The sequence below is a fragment of the Brevundimonas sp. genome (assembly GCF_035626535.1).
Lineage (GTDB): Bacteria > Pseudomonadota > Alphaproteobacteria > Caulobacterales > Caulobacteraceae > Brevundimonas.
Genome location: NZ_DASPNO010000058.1, coordinates 98,271 through 115,406, shown reverse-complemented (window position 1 = coordinate 115,406; position 17,136 = coordinate 98,271). Strand labels below are relative to the sequence as shown.

Annotated in this window: 17 protein-coding genes; 8 read left to right on the top strand and 9 right to left on the bottom strand. The window is 70.1% G+C overall.

Annotation, left to right across the window (positions count from 1 at the left end; all coding sequences use genetic code 11):
• Positions 1 to 60: 60 nt before the first annotated feature.
• Together VEC04_RS09035 and VEC04_RS09030 are read right to left on the bottom strand one after the other, a co-directional pair.
• Positions 61 to 894: an outer membrane protein gene (locus tag VEC04_RS09035; protein WP_324775999.1), complete on the bottom strand. Its 834-nt coding sequence runs from the start codon at positions 892 to 894 to the stop codon at positions 61 to 63.
• 314 nt (positions 895 to 1,208) lie between these two features.
• Positions 1,209 to 2,351, bottom strand: a complete 1,143-nt coding sequence (locus VEC04_RS09030; protein WP_324775997.1) for an AI-2E family transporter — start codon at positions 2,349 to 2,351, stop codon at positions 1,209 to 1,211.
• Positions 2,352 to 2,462: 111 nt separating this feature from the next.
• On the opposite strand from VEC04_RS09030, the gene VEC04_RS09025 reads away from it, so the two are divergent.
• Positions 2,463 to 4,034 (top strand): helicase HerA-like domain-containing protein, encoded by a 1,572-nt coding sequence (locus tag VEC04_RS09025; protein ID WP_324775995.1) that lies wholly within the window; start codon positions 2,463 to 2,465, stop codon positions 4,032 to 4,034.
• A gap of 469 nt (positions 4,035 to 4,503) precedes the next feature.
• Here VEC04_RS09025 and VEC04_RS09020 read toward each other — a convergent pair whose 3' ends face one another.
• Complete coding sequence (locus VEC04_RS09020) at positions 4,504 to 5,643, bottom strand: MltA domain-containing protein (RefSeq protein ID WP_324775993.1); 1,140 nt, start codon at positions 5,641 to 5,643, stop codon at positions 4,504 to 4,506.
• Positions 5,640 to 6,278 (bottom strand): TIM44-related membrane protein TimA, encoded by a 639-nt coding sequence (gene timA, locus VEC04_RS09015; protein WP_324775992.1) that lies wholly within the window; start codon positions 6,276 to 6,278, stop codon positions 5,640 to 5,642. Before timA ends, VEC04_RS09020 begins: the two co-directional genes overlap by 4 nt.
• 237 nt (positions 6,279 to 6,515) lie before the next feature.
• Between timA and secB the strand changes: the two genes are divergently transcribed.
• Positions 6,516 to 7,025, top strand: coding sequence for a protein-export chaperone SecB (gene secB, locus VEC04_RS09010; RefSeq protein ID WP_324775990.1), 510 nt, complete (start codon positions 6,516 to 6,518; stop codon positions 7,023 to 7,025).
• 15 nt (positions 7,026 to 7,040) lie between these two features.
• On the opposite strand, the gene dnaQ is transcribed toward secB, so the two are convergent.
• Genes dnaQ through VEC04_RS08985 form a run of 5 tightly spaced genes read right to left on the bottom strand, consistent with a single transcriptional unit; the run spans position 7,041 to position 10,672 of the window.
• Entirely contained in the window at positions 7,041 to 7,772 is a 732-nt protein-coding gene (dnaQ, locus tag VEC04_RS09005) for a DNA polymerase III subunit epsilon (RefSeq protein ID WP_324775988.1), read from the bottom strand.
• 5 nt (positions 7,773 to 7,777) lie between these two features.
• Positions 7,778 to 8,419 (bottom strand): dephospho-CoA kinase, encoded by a 642-nt coding sequence (gene coaE, locus VEC04_RS09000; protein WP_324775986.1) that lies wholly within the window; start codon positions 8,417 to 8,419, stop codon positions 7,778 to 7,780.
• Entirely contained in the window at positions 8,416 to 9,213 is a 798-nt protein-coding gene (locus tag VEC04_RS08995; protein ID WP_324775984.1) for a shikimate dehydrogenase, read from the bottom strand. Before VEC04_RS08995 ends, coaE begins: the two co-directional genes overlap by 4 nt.
• The gene (locus tag VEC04_RS08990) at positions 9,210 to 9,806 is read right to left on the bottom strand and encodes a Maf family protein (RefSeq protein WP_324775982.1); all 597 of its coding nucleotides are present in this window, start codon (positions 9,804 to 9,806) and stop codon (positions 9,210 to 9,212) included. Before VEC04_RS08990 ends, VEC04_RS08995 begins: the two co-directional genes overlap by 4 nt.
• Positions 9,803 to 10,672, bottom strand: coding sequence for a pyruvate, water dikinase regulatory protein (locus tag VEC04_RS08985; protein WP_324775980.1), 870 nt, complete (start codon positions 10,670 to 10,672; stop codon positions 9,803 to 9,805). The genes VEC04_RS08990 and VEC04_RS08985 overlap by 4 nt, the downstream gene beginning before the upstream one ends.
• A gap of 515 nt (positions 10,673 to 11,187) precedes the next feature.
• On the opposite strand from VEC04_RS08985, the gene hemE reads away from it, so the two are divergent.
• The 6 genes from hemE (at position 11,188) to mnmE (ending at position 17,132) form a co-directional block, all read left to right on the top strand.
• Entirely contained in the window at positions 11,188 to 12,231 is a 1,044-nt protein-coding gene (hemE, locus tag VEC04_RS08980; RefSeq protein WP_324775978.1) for a uroporphyrinogen decarboxylase, read from the top strand.
• Positions 12,228 to 13,286, top strand: a complete 1,059-nt coding sequence (gene hemH / locus VEC04_RS08975; RefSeq protein ID WP_324775976.1) for a ferrochelatase — start codon at positions 12,228 to 12,230, stop codon at positions 13,284 to 13,286. The genes hemE and hemH overlap by 4 nt, the downstream gene beginning before the upstream one ends.
• Positions 13,283 to 13,762 carry a CopD family protein gene (locus VEC04_RS08970; RefSeq protein ID WP_324775974.1) on the top strand — a complete coding sequence of 160 codons (480 nt, stop codon included), beginning with the start codon at positions 13,283 to 13,285 and terminating at the stop codon, positions 13,760 to 13,762. The genes hemH and VEC04_RS08970 overlap by 4 nt, the downstream gene beginning before the upstream one ends.
• Before the next feature lie 228 nt (positions 13,763 to 13,990).
• Positions 13,991 to 15,409, top strand: coding sequence for a transcription termination factor Rho (gene rho, locus VEC04_RS08965; RefSeq protein WP_324775972.1), 1,419 nt, complete (start codon positions 13,991 to 13,993; stop codon positions 15,407 to 15,409).
• A 42-nt stretch (positions 15,410 to 15,451) separates the two neighbouring features.
• A complete protein-coding gene (locus VEC04_RS08960) occupies positions 15,452 to 15,691 on the top strand; it encodes a DUF6489 family protein (RefSeq protein ID WP_324775970.1) in 240 nt (79 codons plus the stop codon).
• A 136-nt stretch (positions 15,692 to 15,827) separates the two neighbouring features.
• On the top strand, positions 15,828 to 17,132 hold the full coding sequence (gene mnmE, locus VEC04_RS08955) for a tRNA uridine-5-carboxymethylaminomethyl(34) synthesis GTPase MnmE (protein WP_324775968.1): 1,305 nt from the start codon (positions 15,828 to 15,830) through the stop codon (positions 17,130 to 17,132).
• Positions 17,133 to 17,136: the final 4 nt, after the last annotated feature.

Here is a 17,136-nt window from a genome sequence, read left to right as displayed (position 1 = left end):
AAGCGACGAAGGCCGGCCCCCCAACGGGGACCGGCCTCCTCACGGGTCTCTACGGTCGGCCTAGAACCGCATGTTCATGCCGATGCGGAATGCGTGGGACTTGAAGGAGTCCCCCGACCGGGTCATGTCCGTGCCGGTCGTGTTCGGCGCGAGAATGAAGGGGTTGGTCGCCGGCGTGGTCCCGTTGCCGGCCACCCGGATGTTGTACTCGCCGGTCTCGAGGTCCGAATAGATGTACTCGCCCGTGACGGTCAGGCTGGGGGCCAGCCGCCACTCGACGCCGCCGCCGAACTGGTAGCCGTCGGCCTCGTCCTCGTCCGTCGTCACCGTGAAGCTGTTGGCGGTGTTGTTGGTGGTGAAGCGGTTCTCGACCTTGCCGTAGGCGGCGCCGCCGGTGGCGTAGACGAGGGCCGGCCCGGCCGCCATGCCGACGCGGGCGCGCAGGGCCGCGACGTTATCCAGCTTGCGGCTGAAGCTGTAGTACGCCGGCGTCGTGCTGAAGCCGGTGACGCTGTCCTCGACGTCGGCGCCGGCCAGCTCGCCGACGGCGCCGATCACCCAGCGGCCGAACTGCATGTCGTAGCCGAGCTTGACGCCGCCCTCGACGCCCGGGGCGTCGCGGTCGCAGCGCGGCGTGCCGCCGCTGACCTGGTCGGCGCAGAAGCCGGGGCCGAAGGCGTCGGCGCCGCCGGAGGTCACGACCATGTCGTCGTAGGACCCGTCCAGATCGCGGTCGAACACCAGGGTCTCGTTCTGGTCGTCGCGGGTGTCGACGAGGCCGCCGAACACGCCGATGTAGGGGCCGGACCAGTCGGGGGCGGATTGCGCCAGCGCCGGGGCGGCGACGCCCGTCAGCAGGAGCGTCAGCGACGCGGCGGAGATGGTCTTCAACATTGAGATGGTGTCCTTCAGGTCGAGTGAATCCCTCCCGGGTCGCCCAACGGCGCGGGTGCGGCCGCGTTCCTGACCGCAGGGCAACAAGCGCCGTTCCGACCCGCTCCGTCCCGCGGGTGTGGCCTTTCGGCATCAGTTGGAGAGAGGGACGCCCGGACAGACCTCCGGATACGACAAGGCCGCCGGACTTTCATCCGGCGGCCTGTTCGGACCGGCGCCCAGGAGGGGGAGGGGTGGCGCCGATCTCGCGCCGCGGCTTTGGGGGGGAGGGGGGCCGCGGCGACAGGGTTGAGATAGGAGCCGGTTGTGGCCGTTCAAGGGCGCCGCGAGGGCTCAGCCGGCCTTGCCCTGCGGCGGGTTGACGCGGCGCCGGGCGGGGTTTTCGCCTCTTCCTCGTCGGCATAGGGCTCGCCGTCGCCGGACAGCAGGATGGCCATCCAGCGCGAACCCTTGAACTCCGCCAGTATGGCCATGGCCATCACCGCCAGCGGGGTCGACAGGAACATGCCGACCACGCCCCACAGCTTGCCCCAAAGCGCCAGCGACAGCAGCACCACCACCGGGTCGATGTTCTGGTTCTCGCCCTGCATGCGTGGCTGGATGACGTTGCCGCTGATGAACAGGATGATCTGCAGCCCGGCCAGCAGCACGGCGGCCTGCCAGTAGGTCTCGAACTGGACCAGGGCGAACAGCGGCGGGACCAGGCCGGCCACCGCGCCGCCCAGCACCGGAATGAAGCCGACGATGAAGATGACGAAGGTCCAGAACTCGGCGTTCTGCAGCCCCACGGCGCGCATCAGCCCCCAGGCGCAGGCGCAGATCAGGGCGCCGGTGACGGTCTGGACCCACAGATAGCCTTCGACTCCGCCGCGCACCCTCTGGAACACCTCCAGCGCCTCGCCGCGGGCCGTGCGGTCCGGGAACATGCCGACCAGCTTGCGCTTGAAGCCCGCCTGCGAGGCCAGCAGGAAGGCGAGATAGATCATGACGAAGACCGCCCCGGTGACCACGCCCTGGGCCTGCCGCGCGAACACGGCCAGATAGCTGCGGATGTCCAGCTGGGCGATCAGCTCCGAGGCCGTGGGCGCCGTGTCGACGCCGAACAGGCGCGAGATGTCCTCGATGATCTGGTCAAGCCGCGGCCCGATGCGCGTCGTCACGCCCGAGGCCTCGTCGAAGAAGTTCAGCGCGCCGTTGGCGATGATGGCGATCGAGGCGAAGAAGCCGAGGATGACCACGATCAGCGCCGTCGCCGCCGCGAACTCCGACGGCACCGGCGTCCGTTCCTCGATGAACCGCTTCACCCCGTCGATGGCGATCAGAAGGAAGATGGCCATCGCCAGCGGCGTCAGGATGTCCCTCAGCCAGTAGACCGCGGCTCCCGCGGCCACGACGGCGATGGCCACCACGGCGTTTCGGCCCACGGTCGACGTCGGCAGGCTGATCGGCGCTTTCATCGGCATATGGTCAAGGTCCCCGAGGTCGGCGTCAACGGTCCCCGTCAATCGGCCTTGAACCGTCAAGCCGCGCGGTAGAGCATGAGCGTCAGGCTTGTGCAGGAGTTCCCCGTGACCGAATCCGCCGCCCCCGGCCTCTTCCTCGGCGAGTCGTTCAGGGAGGACGGCGGCGGGCCCGAGGTCCTGCTGCTCCACCGCGCCAACCGGCACGGCGTCGTCGCGGGCGCGACCGGCACGGGCAAGACCGTGACCCTGCAGATCATGGCCCAGGGTTTTTCCGACGCCGGCGTGCCGGTGTTCTGCGCCGACGTGAAAGGCGACCTGTCGGGCATCGCCGTGCCCGGCTCCCCCAACGAAAAACTTCTGGCCCGCGCCTCCGGCATGGGTCTGACGCTGCAGCCGAAGGCCGCGCCGGTGGTCTTCTGGGACCTCTATGGCCAGAAGGGCCACCCGATCCGCACCACCGTCAGCGAGATAGGTCCGCTGCTGCTGGCCCGCATGCTGAACCTCAACGACGTCCAGGAAGGCGTCCTGTCGGTGGTCTTCCACGTCGCCGACAAGGAAGGCCTGCTGCTGCTCGACCTCGACGACCTGCGGGCCCTGCTGGTCCATGTCGGCGAGAACGCCGAACGCATCGGCCGCGAGGTCGGAAACGTCGCACCCGCCTCGATCGCCGCCATCCGGCGCTCGCTGCTTCAGCTCGAGCAGCAGGGCGGCAAGGCCTTCTTCGGCGAGCCGGCCCTGCGGCTGGAAGACATGATGCGCACCGGCCTCGACGGCCGCGGTCAGGTCAATGTGCTGGACGCCACCCGGCTGATGGCCAGTCCGCGCCTCTACGCCGCCTTCCTGCTCTGGCTGCTGTCCGAGCTGTTCGAACAGCTTCCCGAGGTCGGCGATCCCGACAAGCCGCGCCTCGTCTTCTTCTTCGACGAGGCCCACCTGCTGTTCACCGACGCGCCTGACGCCCTGCGCGAAAAGATCGAGCAGGTGGTGCGCCTGATCCGCTCCAAGGGCGTCGGGGTCTATTTCGTCACCCAGAACCCGGCCGACATTCCCGACAGCGTGCTGGCCCAGCTCGGCAACCGCATTCAGCACGCGCTGCGCGCCTATACCCCCTCGGAACAGCGCGGGCTGAAGGCGGCCTCGGACAGCTTCCGCGCCAATCCCGCCTTCGACACCGCCGAAGCCATCCAGGCGCTGGGCGTCGGCGAGGCCCTGGTGTCCACTCTCGACGACAAGGGCGCGCCCAATGTCGTGGCCCGGACGACGATCCGCCCGCCGGACAGCCGCCTCGGCCCGGCCACCGACGCCGAACGCGCCGCCCTCATGGCCGCCAGTCCGGTGCGGGGCCTCTATGACGCCGCCGTCGACCGGGAGTCCGCCGAGGAAATCCTGCTCGCCCGTCGCGGCCAGGCCGACCAGGCCGCCGCCGACGCCAAACTGGCCGAGGCCCGCGCCAAAGCCGACGCCGCCGCCGCGAAGGACGCCGAAAAGGCCGCCGCCGCCCGGGCGAAGGAACAGGCCCGCCTCGACCGCGAAGCCGCCCGCGCCCGCGCCCCGGCCCGCCGTTCAAGCCGCGAAACCCCGATCGAGGCGGCCACCAAATCCGTGCTCCGCACCGCCGGCAGCACGATCACCCGCGAACTGCTGCGGGGCGTGCTGGGCAGCCTGCGGCGGCGGTAACCTTCGGTGTCCTTCTCCCCTTGGGGGGAGAAGGTGCCCCGGAGGGGCGGAAGAGGGATTGGCCGGCTCCGGATGGGCCGTCGGCCAGTTTGCGTCCGACATCCCCCTCATCCGTCTCGCTTCGCGAGCCACCTTCTCCCCCGGAGGGAAGAAGGAAACCGTGACGCTCTGCTGGCAATCCGCGGAATTATAGTCCGATAGCGCGGAAAACTTCCCGCCTTCTCGGCCACATCGCCTTTTCTCAAACCGATCTTCCCGCCGCACAAACCAGCGGGCGCATAATGCCGCTTGTCCCGCCGCTCCGGCAGGGCGCCGGTCTTTGCCAACCGAATCCCCGCCGCACCGTCGCAGGCGCGCCGATGTAGACTCTGCCGACTCTGCCACTGCGAATTTCTGCAGACGGGCGCCGACTCTGCCGACGGCGCCACACTGATTTTCCAGATTTCACCCGGGTAAAACCCGGCAGCCGCTACGGCCGCGGAACCAGCCGCCACATCCTCAGCGGGTGGCGCACCGCCCCGGCTTCCTCGCCCGCCGCCGCGCCGCGGCCCATGTAGAGGTCGGCCCGCACCGGTCCGCGGATGGCCGAGCCGGTGTCCAGCGCCACGACCAGCCCCTGATAGCTGCCGCGCGCGCCGACCAGGTCGCCGCCGTCCGCGCTGATCCACACCAGATCGCCATAGCGCCAGTGGCCCGGGTCGACGGCGATGGCACGCCGGGCGGGCAAGGGAATCCCCGCCGCCCCGTTCGGATCGCCGCCGTCGTCCGGGTCCAGTTCGAAGAAGATGTAGCGCGGGTTCAGCGCCATCACCGCCCGCGCCTCCGGCCCGCGATGCGCCGCCAGCCACGCCCGGATGGCCTCGCCGGAGGTGCCGTTCGGCGGCAGCAGCCCCTGTTCCGTCATCGGTCGGGCGATGCCGGTGAACGGCCGCCCGTTGTCGGCGGCGTAGGCGGCTCGCGCCTTCGACCCGTCCTCGAAGGTCAGATAGCCCGACCCCTGGATCTGCATGAAGAACAGGTCCTCGGCCCGCATCCACGCCAGCGGAGCGGCGCCCGACACCGCCTCCGGGTTGGCTTCGATCTCCGCCCGCTCCGGCAGGACCTGGCCGCGCGTCCATCCGGCCGGCGGCGCCAGCACCGGCATGTCGAAGTCGCCGCCGGGGCTGCGCCGGGCCGCGTACTCCGGCGCGAAATAGGCGGTGAGCAGCCCCGGACGGCCGTCCGGCGTCTCCGCCTGCAGCACCAAAAAGCCGCTTTCGAAGAACGCCCGCGCCAGCGACGGCGTTACCGGTTTCGAGGTCCGCCGGATCTGCATCGCCCGGGCGCACTGCACCTGCGCCGCCGGCTCGCGGGCGACGTGGCAGCTGTCGGTCCAGGCGTTGAAGGCCGCCAGATGATCCTCATGATCCCAGCCCTGCAGGGCCGTCGGGCTCAGTCCGGCGGGCGGGGCGGGCGTCGGAGGGACGGGGACGGCCGGGCCCGGCCGGGGCGCCGGCGGCTGCGAGGGGAAGGGCGCAGGCGAGGGCGGGGTGGCGCAGGCGGCCGCGAACAGCGTCAGGCCGAGAGCGAGGATCGCGCCGCCGGCCCGGACGCGAAACCCGCGGCTCATGCGGTCGCCGGCTCCGTGCGGGCCAGCAGCCAGTTGGGATCGCTGGCCCCGAGGGTGCGCTCGAAGGTCCACACCTCGGCGACGCGGCGCTCCTCGACCTGTTCCTCGGCCGTGGCGTCGGCGGGCTTCACCCGGTTGCGCAGCTCGGCGAGGAAGCGGACCTTGGCCACGGCGCGGTTCTCCTCGGCGGTGGCCAGCTCCAGGTCGGCCCGGGCCGGATGCAGGAACTCAGCCTCCTCGGTCTCGCCCCGCGCCTCGCGCGCGGCGATGCCGGCCTCGAACGAGGCCATGACGTGCGGCGTGAGCAGCGGCTTCAGGGTCTCGCGGTCGCCGGCGGCGTAGGCGCGGACGATGGTCTCGTGCGCCTGGCGCGCGCCCTCGAGGAAGCGGACCGGATCGAAATTCGGGTCTCTCGCTCGCAGTCCGGCGATGGAGGACAGGGTCACGGCGTCGAGCGCGCCGGGCCGCTGGGCGCCGCCGTCCGCGGCGGGGGCGGCCGGAGCCGGCGGCTGGGCGCGGGCATCCTCCTCGGGCTGCCTCCCGACCTTCTTGCCCAGCACATTGTAGAGCTGGAACAGCACGATGGCCGCGATCACGGCGAAGATGACGATCTGGACCTGGACCGGCACGGGCATTCCCTGACTGGCGCCCATGAACGCCGGGCGCGGCGAAACGACGATTAGGGGCTGATATGGGGGCGCGCAAGGCGAACGGCGCCCCGGGTTCGCTGCGGCCGATCGCCCTCCGGTCCGGGCGACGGCCTCCGCCCCTTGGGCGAGCGTCGTTGCCGCAACCGGCGGTGCATGCTAGTCGCCGCGCCTTCCGGGCCGGACGCCGCGCCCCTCACGCCATTCCAGACAAGACGACCCGCCATGACCGACGCCACGCCGCCCGCCGACGCCAACGCCGCCGCGCCCGCCGAAAACGGCGCCGCCGGCCCCGGCTTCCGCATCCTGGCCCAGTACGTCCGCGACCTGTCCTTCGAGAACCCCAAGGCGCCGGACTCGCTGCGCGTCGACGGCAAGCCGGCCATCGACCTCGGCGTCGAGATGAACGCCCAGGGCCGCAAGGACGGCCTGTTCGAGGTCGAGCTGCGACTGACCGTCAAGGCCTCGACCGACGCCATGACGGTGTTCAACGTCGAGCTGCTCTACGGCGGCCTGTTCGCCCTGCACGGCGTGCCCGAGCAGGACATCGAGCCGATGCTGCTGATCGAGTGCCCGCGCTACCTGTTCCCCTACGCCCGCGAGATTATCTCCCGCGCCACGGCCGACGGCGGCTTCTACCCCCCCTTCATGCTCGACCCGATCGACTTCGCCGGCATCTACATGTCGCGCCAGCAGCAGATCGCCCGCGGCCCTGCCGAGCCGGCCCAGGCCTGATCCGCAGAGGCGGCCTCAGGCCGCCTCCGACGTCCCCTCGACGTCCAGCCCGTAGGCCGCCCACAGCGAGCGGTCCTTCAGCGTCTCGCGCAGGAAGGCCCGGTGCGCCGCCTGCTCGGCCTCGGTCGAGCGCGGCGCCAGCGGCCGCGGGCGAGGGCCGTATCCGCCCGCCGCGGCGTCGCCGGCGACCTGCGCCTTGACCGTTCGCGCCAACGACAGATCCAGCCGCCGCTCCTTTCCGCCCTTCAGCTCCAGATAGACCTCGGCCAGCAGCCGGGCGTCGATCAGGGCGCCGTGCAGGGTGCGCTCGACCAGGCTGATCTTGAACCGCTTGCACAGGGCGTCCAGCGAGTTGGCCATGCCCGGGAACCGGCTCTGGGCCAGCTTCAGCGTGTCGATCCAGCGCGTCTCCTCGAGCAGCGGATGGCTGCACAGGCCGCACTCGTGGTCGATGAACGAGCGGTCGAAAGCGGCGTTGTGGGCGATCACCGGCGCATCCCCGATGAAGCCCATCAAGTCCTTGACCACCTCGCGGAATTTCGGCGCGTCCCGCACCTTTTCGTCAGTGATGCCGTGCACCCGGATCGCGTCCGGCGGGATCAGCCGCTCGGGATTGACCAGGGTGTGGAAGGTCCGCCCGGTCGGCAGAAGATCCTCGATCTCGATACAGCCGACCTCAATCAGCCGGTCGCCGGTCTTCGGGTCGAAGCCGGTGGTTTCGGTGTCGAGAACGATTTCGCGGGCCATGGCCCTTATTGAATCGGTTTGCCGTCCGGCGAAAGCCCGCGCCGGGGAGATGTCCAGCCCGGGGCCAGAACCGTCCCCACGATTTCGCGCACCCGCGCCCGCGCCGCCTCCAGCCCGTGGCCGGTGTCGACGATGAAGTCGGCCCGGCGCCGCTTCTCCGCGTCGGGCAGCTGCCGCGCCTGAATGGCCTCGAACCGCTCCCGCGTCATGCCCGGCCGGGCCAGCACCCGCGCCGCCTGCACCTCCGGATCGGCCGTGACCACGACCACCGCATCGACCGCCGCCTCTCCCCCGGTCTCGAACAGCAGGGGAATGTCCAGCACCGCCAGCCGCACCCCGCGCCGCTCCGCCTCGGCCAGATCCTGCAGCCGCCCCCTCACCACCAGCGGGTGCACGATCGCCTCCAGCCGCCGGAACGCCGCCTCGTCCTGCCCAAGCGCCCCGGCCAGCCGCGTCCGGTCGACGGCGCCGTCCACGACCACGCCCGGAAAGGCCCCGCCCACCGGACCGACCGCGGCCCCGCCCCTCGCGTAGAGCCGGTGCACCGCCTCGTCGGCGTTCCAGACCAGCGCGCCCTCGTCGGCGAACATCGCCGTGGTGGTCGTCTTGCCCATGCCAATCGAGCCGGTCAGTCCGAGGACGATCATGACGTCTCTCCCAGCGCGGCGAGGGCGAGGGCCCGCACATCGATCTCCGGCGGCTCGACACCGAACAGCGCCTCGAACGACGGTCGCGCCTGCCCGATCAGCATGGCCAGGCCGTCGACGGTCGTCAGACCCCGCGCCCGGCCGGCGGCGAGGAAGGGCGTCAGCAACGGCCGATAGGTCATGTCCATCAGCACGGCGTCGGGCCGCAGCCTTCCGACTTCGATCTCGGGCGCCACGCTCAGGGCGTTGACCACCAGAGCGGCCTCCGGGAGAGCAGCGGGTCCCGCCACATGGACGCCGAGATCGGCGGCCAGCGCCTCCGCCCGCGCCGGCGTCCGGTTGAGCACGCCGGCCTCCGCGCCCGCCGCCTTCAGCGCCGCCGCCGCCGCCCGCGCCGCGCCGCCCGCGCCGAGGATCAGCACCGGCCGCCCGGCCACGGCGAGACCCGGCGCCTGCTCCGCCAGAGCCGCCATCAGCCCTTCGCCGTCGGTGCTGTCGGCCCTCGCCCGTCCGTTCTCGAACACCAGCAGATTGGCCGACCCGCACGACCGCGCGGTCTCGCTGACCTCGTCCGCCATCCCCAGCGCCGCCGCCTTAAACGGCGCGGTGACGTTCAGCCCGCGCAGGGCGCCGGTCCGTCCTTCATTCACCAGCGCCTCGAACCCCGCCTCGTCCGCCGGCCCGAAGGCGCGGTAGTCGGCGGCCAGTCCGGCGGAGGCGATCCAGGCCCTGTGGATCAGCGGGCTCAGTGAATGCGCGATCGGCTGGCCCGCCACGCCCGCCACCACGGTCATGTCGACAGCACTCCCGCCCGCCGCAGTTCGGCCAGCACCGGCCATAGCGGCAGGCCCAGCACGGTGAAATAGTCGCCCTCGACCGCCTCGAAGAGCTGCGATCCCATCCCCTCGAGCCGATAGGAGCCGACGGACGCCAGCAACCCCTCGCCCTCCGCGGCCAGATAGGCGTCGAGAAAGGCGTCGGAGAAATCGCGAACCTTCATCGTCACCGTATCGACCCCGGACCAGACCACCTGCCCGTTGCGCGCCAGCGCGGCGCCCGAATGCAGTTGGTGGCTCCGCCCGCGCATGGCCGCCAGCCGGGCCCGGGCCGCGCCCAGCGAGGGCGCCTTGGACACCAGGCCGCCGGCGAAGGCGAGGGTCTGATCCGCGCCCAGCACCCAGGCCTCAGGGTCGTGGCGCGACACGGCCAACGCCTTGACCTGGGCCAGTTCGACGGCAAGCCCCGCCGCGTCGGCCGGATCGTGGGTCGCCTTGACGGCGTCCTCGTCGACGTCGGCGACCTGCACCGAAAAGGGCACGCCCGCGCCGGCCAGCATGGCTCGCCGGGCGGCGCTCTTCGACGCCAGGATGAGCCGTTCGCAGGTCACCAGCTCGCCCCCACCCGATGGGTCCGGCGTTCGTTGAGCACGTTGATGATCGCCGCCGCGGTCTCCTCGACCGAACGGCGGGTCACGTCGATGACCGGCCAGCCCCGCCGTTCGAAGGCCCGGCGCGCCTTGACCGTCTCCTCGCGCACCGCCTCGTGATCGGTATAGGCCGAGGCCCGGCTGGCGTTCAGCCCGTCCAGCCGGTTGCGGCGGATCTGCACCAGCCGGTCCGGCGAAACCGTCAGGCCGATGATCAGCGGGTTCTTCAGCCCGACCAGCCGCTCGCCGTCTTCCTGTCCCGGCACCAGCGGCACGTTCGCGGCGCGGATGCCTCGATGGGCCAGATAGATGCACGTAGGAGTCTTGGACGTCCGGCTGACCCCGCACAGCACCACGTCGGCGCTCTCCAGCTGCTCCGTCGTGCCCTGACCGTCGTCGTGGGCCATGGCGTAGTCGAGGGCCGCGATGCGATTGAAATAGTCGGTGTCCAGGGCGTGCTGAGCGCCCACCCGCGTCGACAGGGCGGCTCCGAGATAGCGCGACAGGGCGCCGACCAGAGGGTCCAGCGCCGCAATCTGCGGCATGTCCAGCCGCCGGCAGCCCTCTTCCAGCTGCTCGCGCAACTCGCGATCGACGAGGGTGTGCAGCACCACGCCCGGCGAGGCGGCGATTTCTTCCAGCACCCGGTCCATCTGCTTGGCCGAACGGACGAGGGCGTAGATGTGCTCGATCGGAATGACGCCGTCGAAGCGCGCCACCACCGCCTTGGCCATGGCGTTCAGGGTCTCGCCGGTCGAATCCGACACGAGGTGGACGTGAAAATAGGTCGCCAGGCGGGAAGCGCCGGCGGGGCGGGCCGGACTCATCGGGCGCACCCGGTGGATCGGCTCATCGGAAGCTGTCCATGACGGTGAGACTCCTGTGGACCGGGCCGGGCGCCGATCAGGGCGGATCGGGGCGCCGATCTCTATAGCCGGACGACGGGAAGGCGGCGAGCGGGGATGAAGGTGGATGCCGGCCCCGGCGACAGGGCGAGTCGTCCCGGGTTCGCGAGCCCCGATCCGATCGGGTGTGGACAGGCTTAACAAGAGATTAACGGCCCCCAGCCACTCACCCCGCCTGATGCGCCGGAACCGCCGTCCTGAAGGCCCCGTTAGCAACTGTCCCCGTTTTCACCAGCCCGGTGGAGCATGTGGGATGGCCCGGCGCCCGATTGCGGAAAACCGCGTCGTTCGCCTGTGCCGAGACTGTCTTATCCCCGTCATCCCCGGCCCTGCTTCCTTCCTCCATTCTTCTCGATTCTCTTTCATTGAAGGATTGGGGGGTGCGACATCGGCCCGGGGTTGAGCGGGACCCGGCCCCCCGGTAAGCCCGACATCCGATGACCGTCTCCGACACTCCCCTGCTGCTCAAGGTTCTCGCCGGCGAGGCGACGGAGCGCCCACCCGTCTGGTTCATGCGTCAGGCGGGACGGTATCTGCCGGAATATCGGGCGCTCCGGGCGACGACGCCGGACTTCATCTCATTCTGCCTCGACCCCGAGAAGGCCGCCGAGGCGACGCTGCAGCCGATGCGGCGCTTCGGCTTCGACGCCGCCATCGTCTTCGCCGACATCCTGCTGATCCCGAAGGCTCTCGGCCAGGATGTCTGGTTCGAGGCGGGGGAGGGGCCCCGGCTCGGCGCCCTGCCGTCGGCGGATTCGATGTGGGCGCTGGCCTCCGGGGCGGGGGAGGCGCTGAACCCGGTCGGCCAGACCCTGTCGATCGTCAGGCGCGAGCTGGAGCCGCACCGCGCCCTGATCGGGTTCGCCGGCGCGCCGTGGACGGTCGCCACCTATATGCTGGACGGCGAGGCGCGGAGCATCGGCAAGGGCGAGCGGGCCCAGGCGCGGACCTACGCCTATGCCGAGCCGGACAAGGTGGCGGCCCTGCTCGAGGTGCTGGTCGAGGCCACGGCGTATTATCTGAAGATGCAGGCCGACGCCGGGGCCCAGGTGCTGAAGATCTTCGAGAGCTGGGCCGAGGGCCTGCCCGACGATCTGTTCGAAACCCTCGTGCTTCGGCCGCATCAGGCCTTGGTGAAACGGGTTCGCGAGTTGGGCGTCACCGTGCCCCTGATCGGCTTCCCGCGTGGCTCGGCGGCGCTGGCGGAGCGCTATGCCGCCGAGTGCGAGGTGCAGGCCGTGGCGCTCGACACCGCCTGTCCGCTCGAGGTCGGCCGCCGGGTGCAGGCTACCAAGCCCATCCAGGGGGCGTTGGACCCCCTGTTGCTGCGCGCCGGCGGAGCGTTGCTGGATCGACGTGTCGACCAACTGCTCGAGGCCTGGGGGCGGGGGCCGTGGATCTTCAACCTCGGCCACGGAATCCTGCCCGACGTGCCGATCGCCCATGTCGAGCAGATGCTGAAGCGGATCGGCGCCCAATGAGGTCGATCACCGGTCGTCGCATCGCCGTGGTCCTGTTCAACCTTGGGGGGCCGGACGACCAGGCTTCGGTGAAGCCGTTTCTGTTCAACCTGTTCAACGACCCGGCCATCATCGGCCTGCCGGCCATCCTGCGCCGCCCGCTGGCGCGCCGCATCTCCAGCCGTCGCGAGAAGACCGCCCAGGCGAACTACGCCCTGATGGGCGGCGGTTCGCCCCTGCTGCCGGAAACCCGCAAACAGGCGGCGGCGCTCGCGGCGGCGCTCGCTCCACGCCTTCCCGACGACGAGGTGCGCGCCTTCGTCGCCATGCGCTACTGGTCGCCGCTGACGGAGCAGACCGCGGCCGAGGTCGCCGCCTTCGGTCCCGACGAGATCGTGTTGCTGCCGCTGTATCCGCAGTTCTCGACCACCACGACGGAGTCCTCGCTGCAACGTTGGAGCGCCGTCTACGCAGGCCCGGGAGAAAGCCGCACGGTGTGCTGCTGGCCCGAGGCCTACGGCTGGATCGAGGCCCAGGCGGAGGCCATCCGTGAGAAGCTGGAAAAGGCGGGAAACCAACCGCTGAGAGTGCTGTTCTCGGCCCATGGCATCCCCGAGCGTTTGATCCGCCGAAAGGGTGATCCGTATCAGGAGCAGGTCGAAAGCACCGTAGCCGCCGTCGTGGCGAAGCTCGCCGACATGGGCCGGACGGTGGATCACGCCCTCTGCTATCAAAGCCGAGTCGGCCCGCTGAAGTGGCTCGGCCCGTCCACTCCCGAGGCACTGGAACAGGCGGCCGCCGACGGCGTCGGCGCGGTGGTCGTCCCCATCGCCTTCGTCTCCGAGCACGTGGAGACCCTCGTCGAGCTGGATATTGAATACGGCGAACTGGCGAATACGCTCGGCGTCACCCCCTACCTGAGAGTTCCGGCCGTGGGGACGTCGGCGCCGTTCATCGCAACGCTGGCCGAGGCTGCGCTCCACGCCCTGTCGCGCACGGGCGTGGCGCCCTATGGTCCGGGCTGCCGGGGCGACTGGAAGGCCTGCCCCTGTCAGGCGGAAAACCGGGCCGCATGAGCTTCGAGATCTTCAACGTCGTGCGCGGCCTGCACATTTTGGCGGTGATCGCCTGGATGGCCGGAATGCTCTTTCTGCCCCGCCTGTTCGCCTACGACGCCGAACAGCAAGGCAAGGCCGAGCCGCTGCGATCGGAGATGCAGGGCTTGCTGCGGATCTGGCAGCGCCGTCTGCTCAAGATCATCATCAATCCGGCGCTGACCGCCACCTGGGTGTTCGGCGTCTGGATGATCCTGATCCACGTCTACGGCTTCGGTGAGGGCTGGGAATTCGTCGTTCGGCCGTGGATGGCGACCAAGCTGCTGGCGGTGGTGGCGCTCAGCGGCTGGCACGGCATGCTCGCCCGCGAGTTCAAGCGCATCCAGACCGGGACTTCGACCCGCACCGGCCGCTTCTGGCGCATGACCAACGAGATTCCGTTCCTGATCGCGGTCGTCGCCGTACTGTCCGTGACGACCGAATGGACGCTCGGCTGAGCGCCGGCGCTTGACCTCGCCGGCCCGGCGTGGTTTCGCTGGTCGCGAACCGATCCTGGCCAGAGGCTTCCGCCTTCCGGACGGTCCCTCTCCTGTAGCGACGCCTGCCGGATCGACCCTGCGGGACCCCCGTCGCCCTCCCTGCCGGCCTCCGGGCCCACATCGCCAGCCGCTCCGACCCCGCTGTTTCGCGGGCGTCCTTGCGCGCACGCCTGAAGAAGATTTCCCATGACCGACGTCCGTGACACCGACCCCACCGTCCCCGAGACCGAAAACCTCGATGGCGAGCAGCCGTCCAACGAGGTCGCTGCCGCCGATCTGCCCATGGTCGATCAGGAAGCCGACGAGGAAGACGAGGACGACGGCGAACCGATCGTCCCCAATGGCCGCATCACCCTCGCCGAGCTGAACGAGAAGACGCCGGCCGACCTGGTCGCCTTCGCCGAAGGACTCGAGATCGAGAACGCCTCCAACCTGCGCAAGCAGGACCTGCTGTTCGCCATCCTCAAGGCGCTGGCGGACGAAGAGGTGGAGATCATCGCCGATGGCGTTCTGGAGATACTGCCGGACGGCTTTGGCTTCCTGCGCAGCCCGGACGCGAATTATCTTCCGGGTCCGGACGATGTTTACGTCTCGCCGTCGCAGATCCGCCGCTTCGGCCTGCGCTCGGGCGACACCATTCACGGCGCCGTGCGTGGCCCGCGCGAGGGCGAGCGCTACTTCGCCCTGCTGAAGGTCGACACGATCAATCTGGAAGACCCCGAGACGGTCAAGACCAAGGTCCTGTTCGACAATCTGACACCGCTCTACCCGGAAGAGCGGCTGCACATGGAAATCCAGGACCCGACGCTGAAGGACCGCTCGGGCCGGGTCATCGACATCGTCGCCCCGCTCGGCAAGGGCCAGCGCTGCCTGATCGTCGCCCCGCCGCGGGTGGGCAAGACGGTGATGTTGCAGAACATCGCCAAGTCGATCGAGAAGAACCATCCGGAGGTGTTCCTGATCGTCCTGCTGATCGACGAGCGCCCGGAAGAAGTGACGGACATGCAGCGGACGGTGAAAGGCGAGGTCATCGCCTCGACGTTCGACGAGCCGGCCACCCGCCACGTCGCCGTCGCCGAAATGGTCATCGAGAAGGCCAAGCGCCTCGTCGAGCACAAGAAGGACGTGGTCATCCTGCTCGACTCGATCACCCGCCTCGGCCGCGCCTACAACGCCACCGTCCCGTCATCGGGCAAGGTCCTGACCGGCGGCGTCGACGCCAACGCCCTGCAGCGGCCCAAGCGCTTCTTTGGCGCGGCGCGCAACGTGGAGCAGGGTGGTTCGCTGACCATCATCGCCACCGCCCTGATCGACACCGGCTCGCGGATGGACGAGGTGATCTTCGAAGAGTTCAAGGGCACCGGCAACTCGGAAATCGTGCTCGACCGCAAGGTCGCGGACAAGCGCATCTTCCCGGCCATTGACGTGCTCAAGTCTGGCACCCGCAAGGAAGAGCTCACCACGCCGAAGGACCAGCTGGCCAAGACCTACGTCCTGCGCCGCATCCTCAACCCGATGGGTCCGCAGGACGCGATCGAGTTCCTCATCGACAAGCTGCGGCAGTCGAAGAACAATGCGGACTTCTTCCAGTCGATGAACACCTGACGGCGGCGCGGCCGCTGTTTCACGTGAAACAGGAGCGACGCGATGAAGGTCAACGTCGAGATCGACTGCACGCCGGCCGAGGCGAGGGCCTTCCTCGGCCTGCCCGACGTTGCGCCGCTCAACGAGGCCATGGTCGCCGAAATGCAGAAGCGGATGGCCGACAACGTCGCCGCCATGCAGCCCGACGAACTGATGAAGACCTGGACCAGCTTCGGCCTGCAGGCCCAAGATCAGTTCCGCAAGCTGATGGAAACCGCGGTAGGGAGCGCGCCGAAGCCGTGAGGAACCGTCTCCTCCCCACGGAATGGGGAGGGGGACCGCGTAGCGGTGGAGGCGCTCTGTCCGTGTCCGCCGTCGCCGGCCCCTCCGTCACGCCTCTTGCGCGGCGCGCCACCTCCCCATTCCGTGGGGAGGAAACATGAGCACCATCTTCGCCCTCGCCACGCCGCCGGGTCGTGGAGCCATTGCGATCGTCCGGCTTTCCGGGCCCGGCGTGAATCAGGCGCTGGCAGCACTCGGGGCCGGTGGTCTGAAGCCGCGTATGGCCTCGCTTCGCGACCTGTCGCTTGACGGCCGCGCTCTCGACCAGGCGCTGGTGCTGCGCTTTCCGGCGCCGAACTCCTACACCGGCGAGGACTGCGCCGAGCTCCACCTGCACGGCGGCCGGGCCGTGGTCGAGGCGGTCAGCGACGCTCTGCTGACGCTCGATCTGCGGCTCGCCGAGCCCGGTGAGTTCACGCGCCGCGCCTTCGAGAACGGCCGCATGGATCTGGCCCAGGCCGAGGCGGTGGCCGACCTGATCGACGCCGAAACCACGGCGCAGGCCGCTCAGGCGCTGGGCCAGCTCGACGGCGCCCTGTCGCAAACCTACGCCGGCTTCCGTCGTGACCTGCTCAAGGCGCTGGCGCTCGTCGAGGCCGAGATCGATTTTCCGGACGAGGAGGTTCCGGACAATCTGGCGCGCACCGCCGGTCCGGTACTGGACGGGCTGATCGCCGATCTGCAGGCGGCCCTGGCCGACGCCCGGCGCGGCGAGCGGGTCCGCGAGGGCTACCGCATCGTTCTGATCGGCGAGACCAACGCCGGCAAGTCGTCGCTGTTCAACGCATTGGTGGCCCGCGAGGCAGCCATCGTCACGCCGATCGCCGGCACCACCCGGGACGTACTCGACGCGGACCTGATCATCGGCGGCTATGCGGTCACCCTATCCGATACCGCCGGCCTGCGCGACAGCACCGACCCGATCGAGGCCGAGGGCGTCCGGCGGGCCCGGGCCCGGGCCGAACAGGCCGATCTCCGCCTGTGGGTCCGCGCGCCGGGTGACCCGGACGGTCCGGCGACCGCGTTCGTGCGAACCGACGACCTGCTGGTCCTGACCAAGGCCGACATCGACCGTGCGGCGCCTCCATCGGACCGCGAGGCGCTGGTGGTCAGCACAGAGACGGGGGAGGGGCTGGGCGCGCTCCACGACTGGCTCGCCGCGCGGCTGGCCCACGATTTGTCCGGGGCCGATTTTCCGGCGGTCACGCGAGAGAGACATCGCCGTCGGCTTACGGAGGCGCTGGAATCTGTCGAGGCCGGGCGGCGGGCGCTGGATGTCGCACCGGAAATGGCCGGCGACGATCTGCGCCGCGCGGCGGAGAGCCTGGCCCGTGTCACGGGGGCGATCGGGGTCGAGGACATCCTCGGCGAGGTGTTCTCGACCTTCTGCATCGGCAAGTGAGCTG

Bases quoted from the DNA above. Each gene is read 5' to 3' on its own strand.
- VEC04_RS09035 (WP_324775999.1), bottom strand. From the start codon at position 894: ATGTTGAAGACCATCTCCGCCGCGTCGCTGACGCTCCTGCTGACGGGC.
- VEC04_RS09030 (WP_324775997.1), bottom strand. From the start codon at position 2,351: ATGAAAGCGCCGATCAGCCTGCCGACGTCGACCGTGGGCCGAAACGCC.
- VEC04_RS09020 (WP_324775993.1), bottom strand. From the start codon at position 5,643: ATGAGCCGCGGGTTTCGCGTCCGGGCCGGCGGCGCGATCCTCGCTCTC.
- timA (WP_324775992.1), bottom strand. From the start codon at position 6,278: ATGCCCGTGCCGGTCCAGGTCCAGATCGTCATCTTCGCCGTGATCGCG.
- secB (WP_324775990.1), top strand. From the start codon at position 6,516: ATGACCGACGCCACGCCGCCCGCCGACGCCAACGCCGCCGCGCCCGCC.
- dnaQ (WP_324775988.1), bottom strand. From the start codon at position 7,772: ATGGCCCGCGAAATCGTTCTCGACACCGAAACCACCGGCTTCGACCCG.
- coaE (WP_324775986.1), bottom strand. From the start codon at position 8,419: ATGATCGTCCTCGGACTGACCGGCTCGATTGGCATGGGCAAGACGACC.
- VEC04_RS08995 (WP_324775984.1), bottom strand. From the start codon at position 9,213: ATGACCGTGGTGGCGGGCGTGGCGGGCCAGCCGATCGCGCATTCACTG.
- VEC04_RS08985 (WP_324775980.1), bottom strand. From the start codon at position 10,672: ATGAGTCCGGCCCGCCCCGCCGGCGCTTCCCGCCTGGCGACCTATTTT.
- hemE (WP_324775978.1), top strand. From the start codon at position 11,188: ATGACCGTCTCCGACACTCCCCTGCTGCTCAAGGTTCTCGCCGGCGAG.
- hemH (WP_324775976.1), top strand. From the start codon at position 12,228: ATGAGGTCGATCACCGGTCGTCGCATCGCCGTGGTCCTGTTCAACCTT.
- VEC04_RS08970 (WP_324775974.1), top strand. From the start codon at position 13,283: ATGAGCTTCGAGATCTTCAACGTCGTGCGCGGCCTGCACATTTTGGCG.
- rho (WP_324775972.1), top strand. From the start codon at position 13,991: ATGACCGACGTCCGTGACACCGACCCCACCGTCCCCGAGACCGAAAAC.
- VEC04_RS08960 (WP_324775970.1), top strand. From the start codon at position 15,452: ATGAAGGTCAACGTCGAGATCGACTGCACGCCGGCCGAGGCGAGGGCC.
- mnmE (WP_324775968.1), top strand. From the start codon at position 15,828: ATGAGCACCATCTTCGCCCTCGCCACGCCGCCGGGTCGTGGAGCCATT.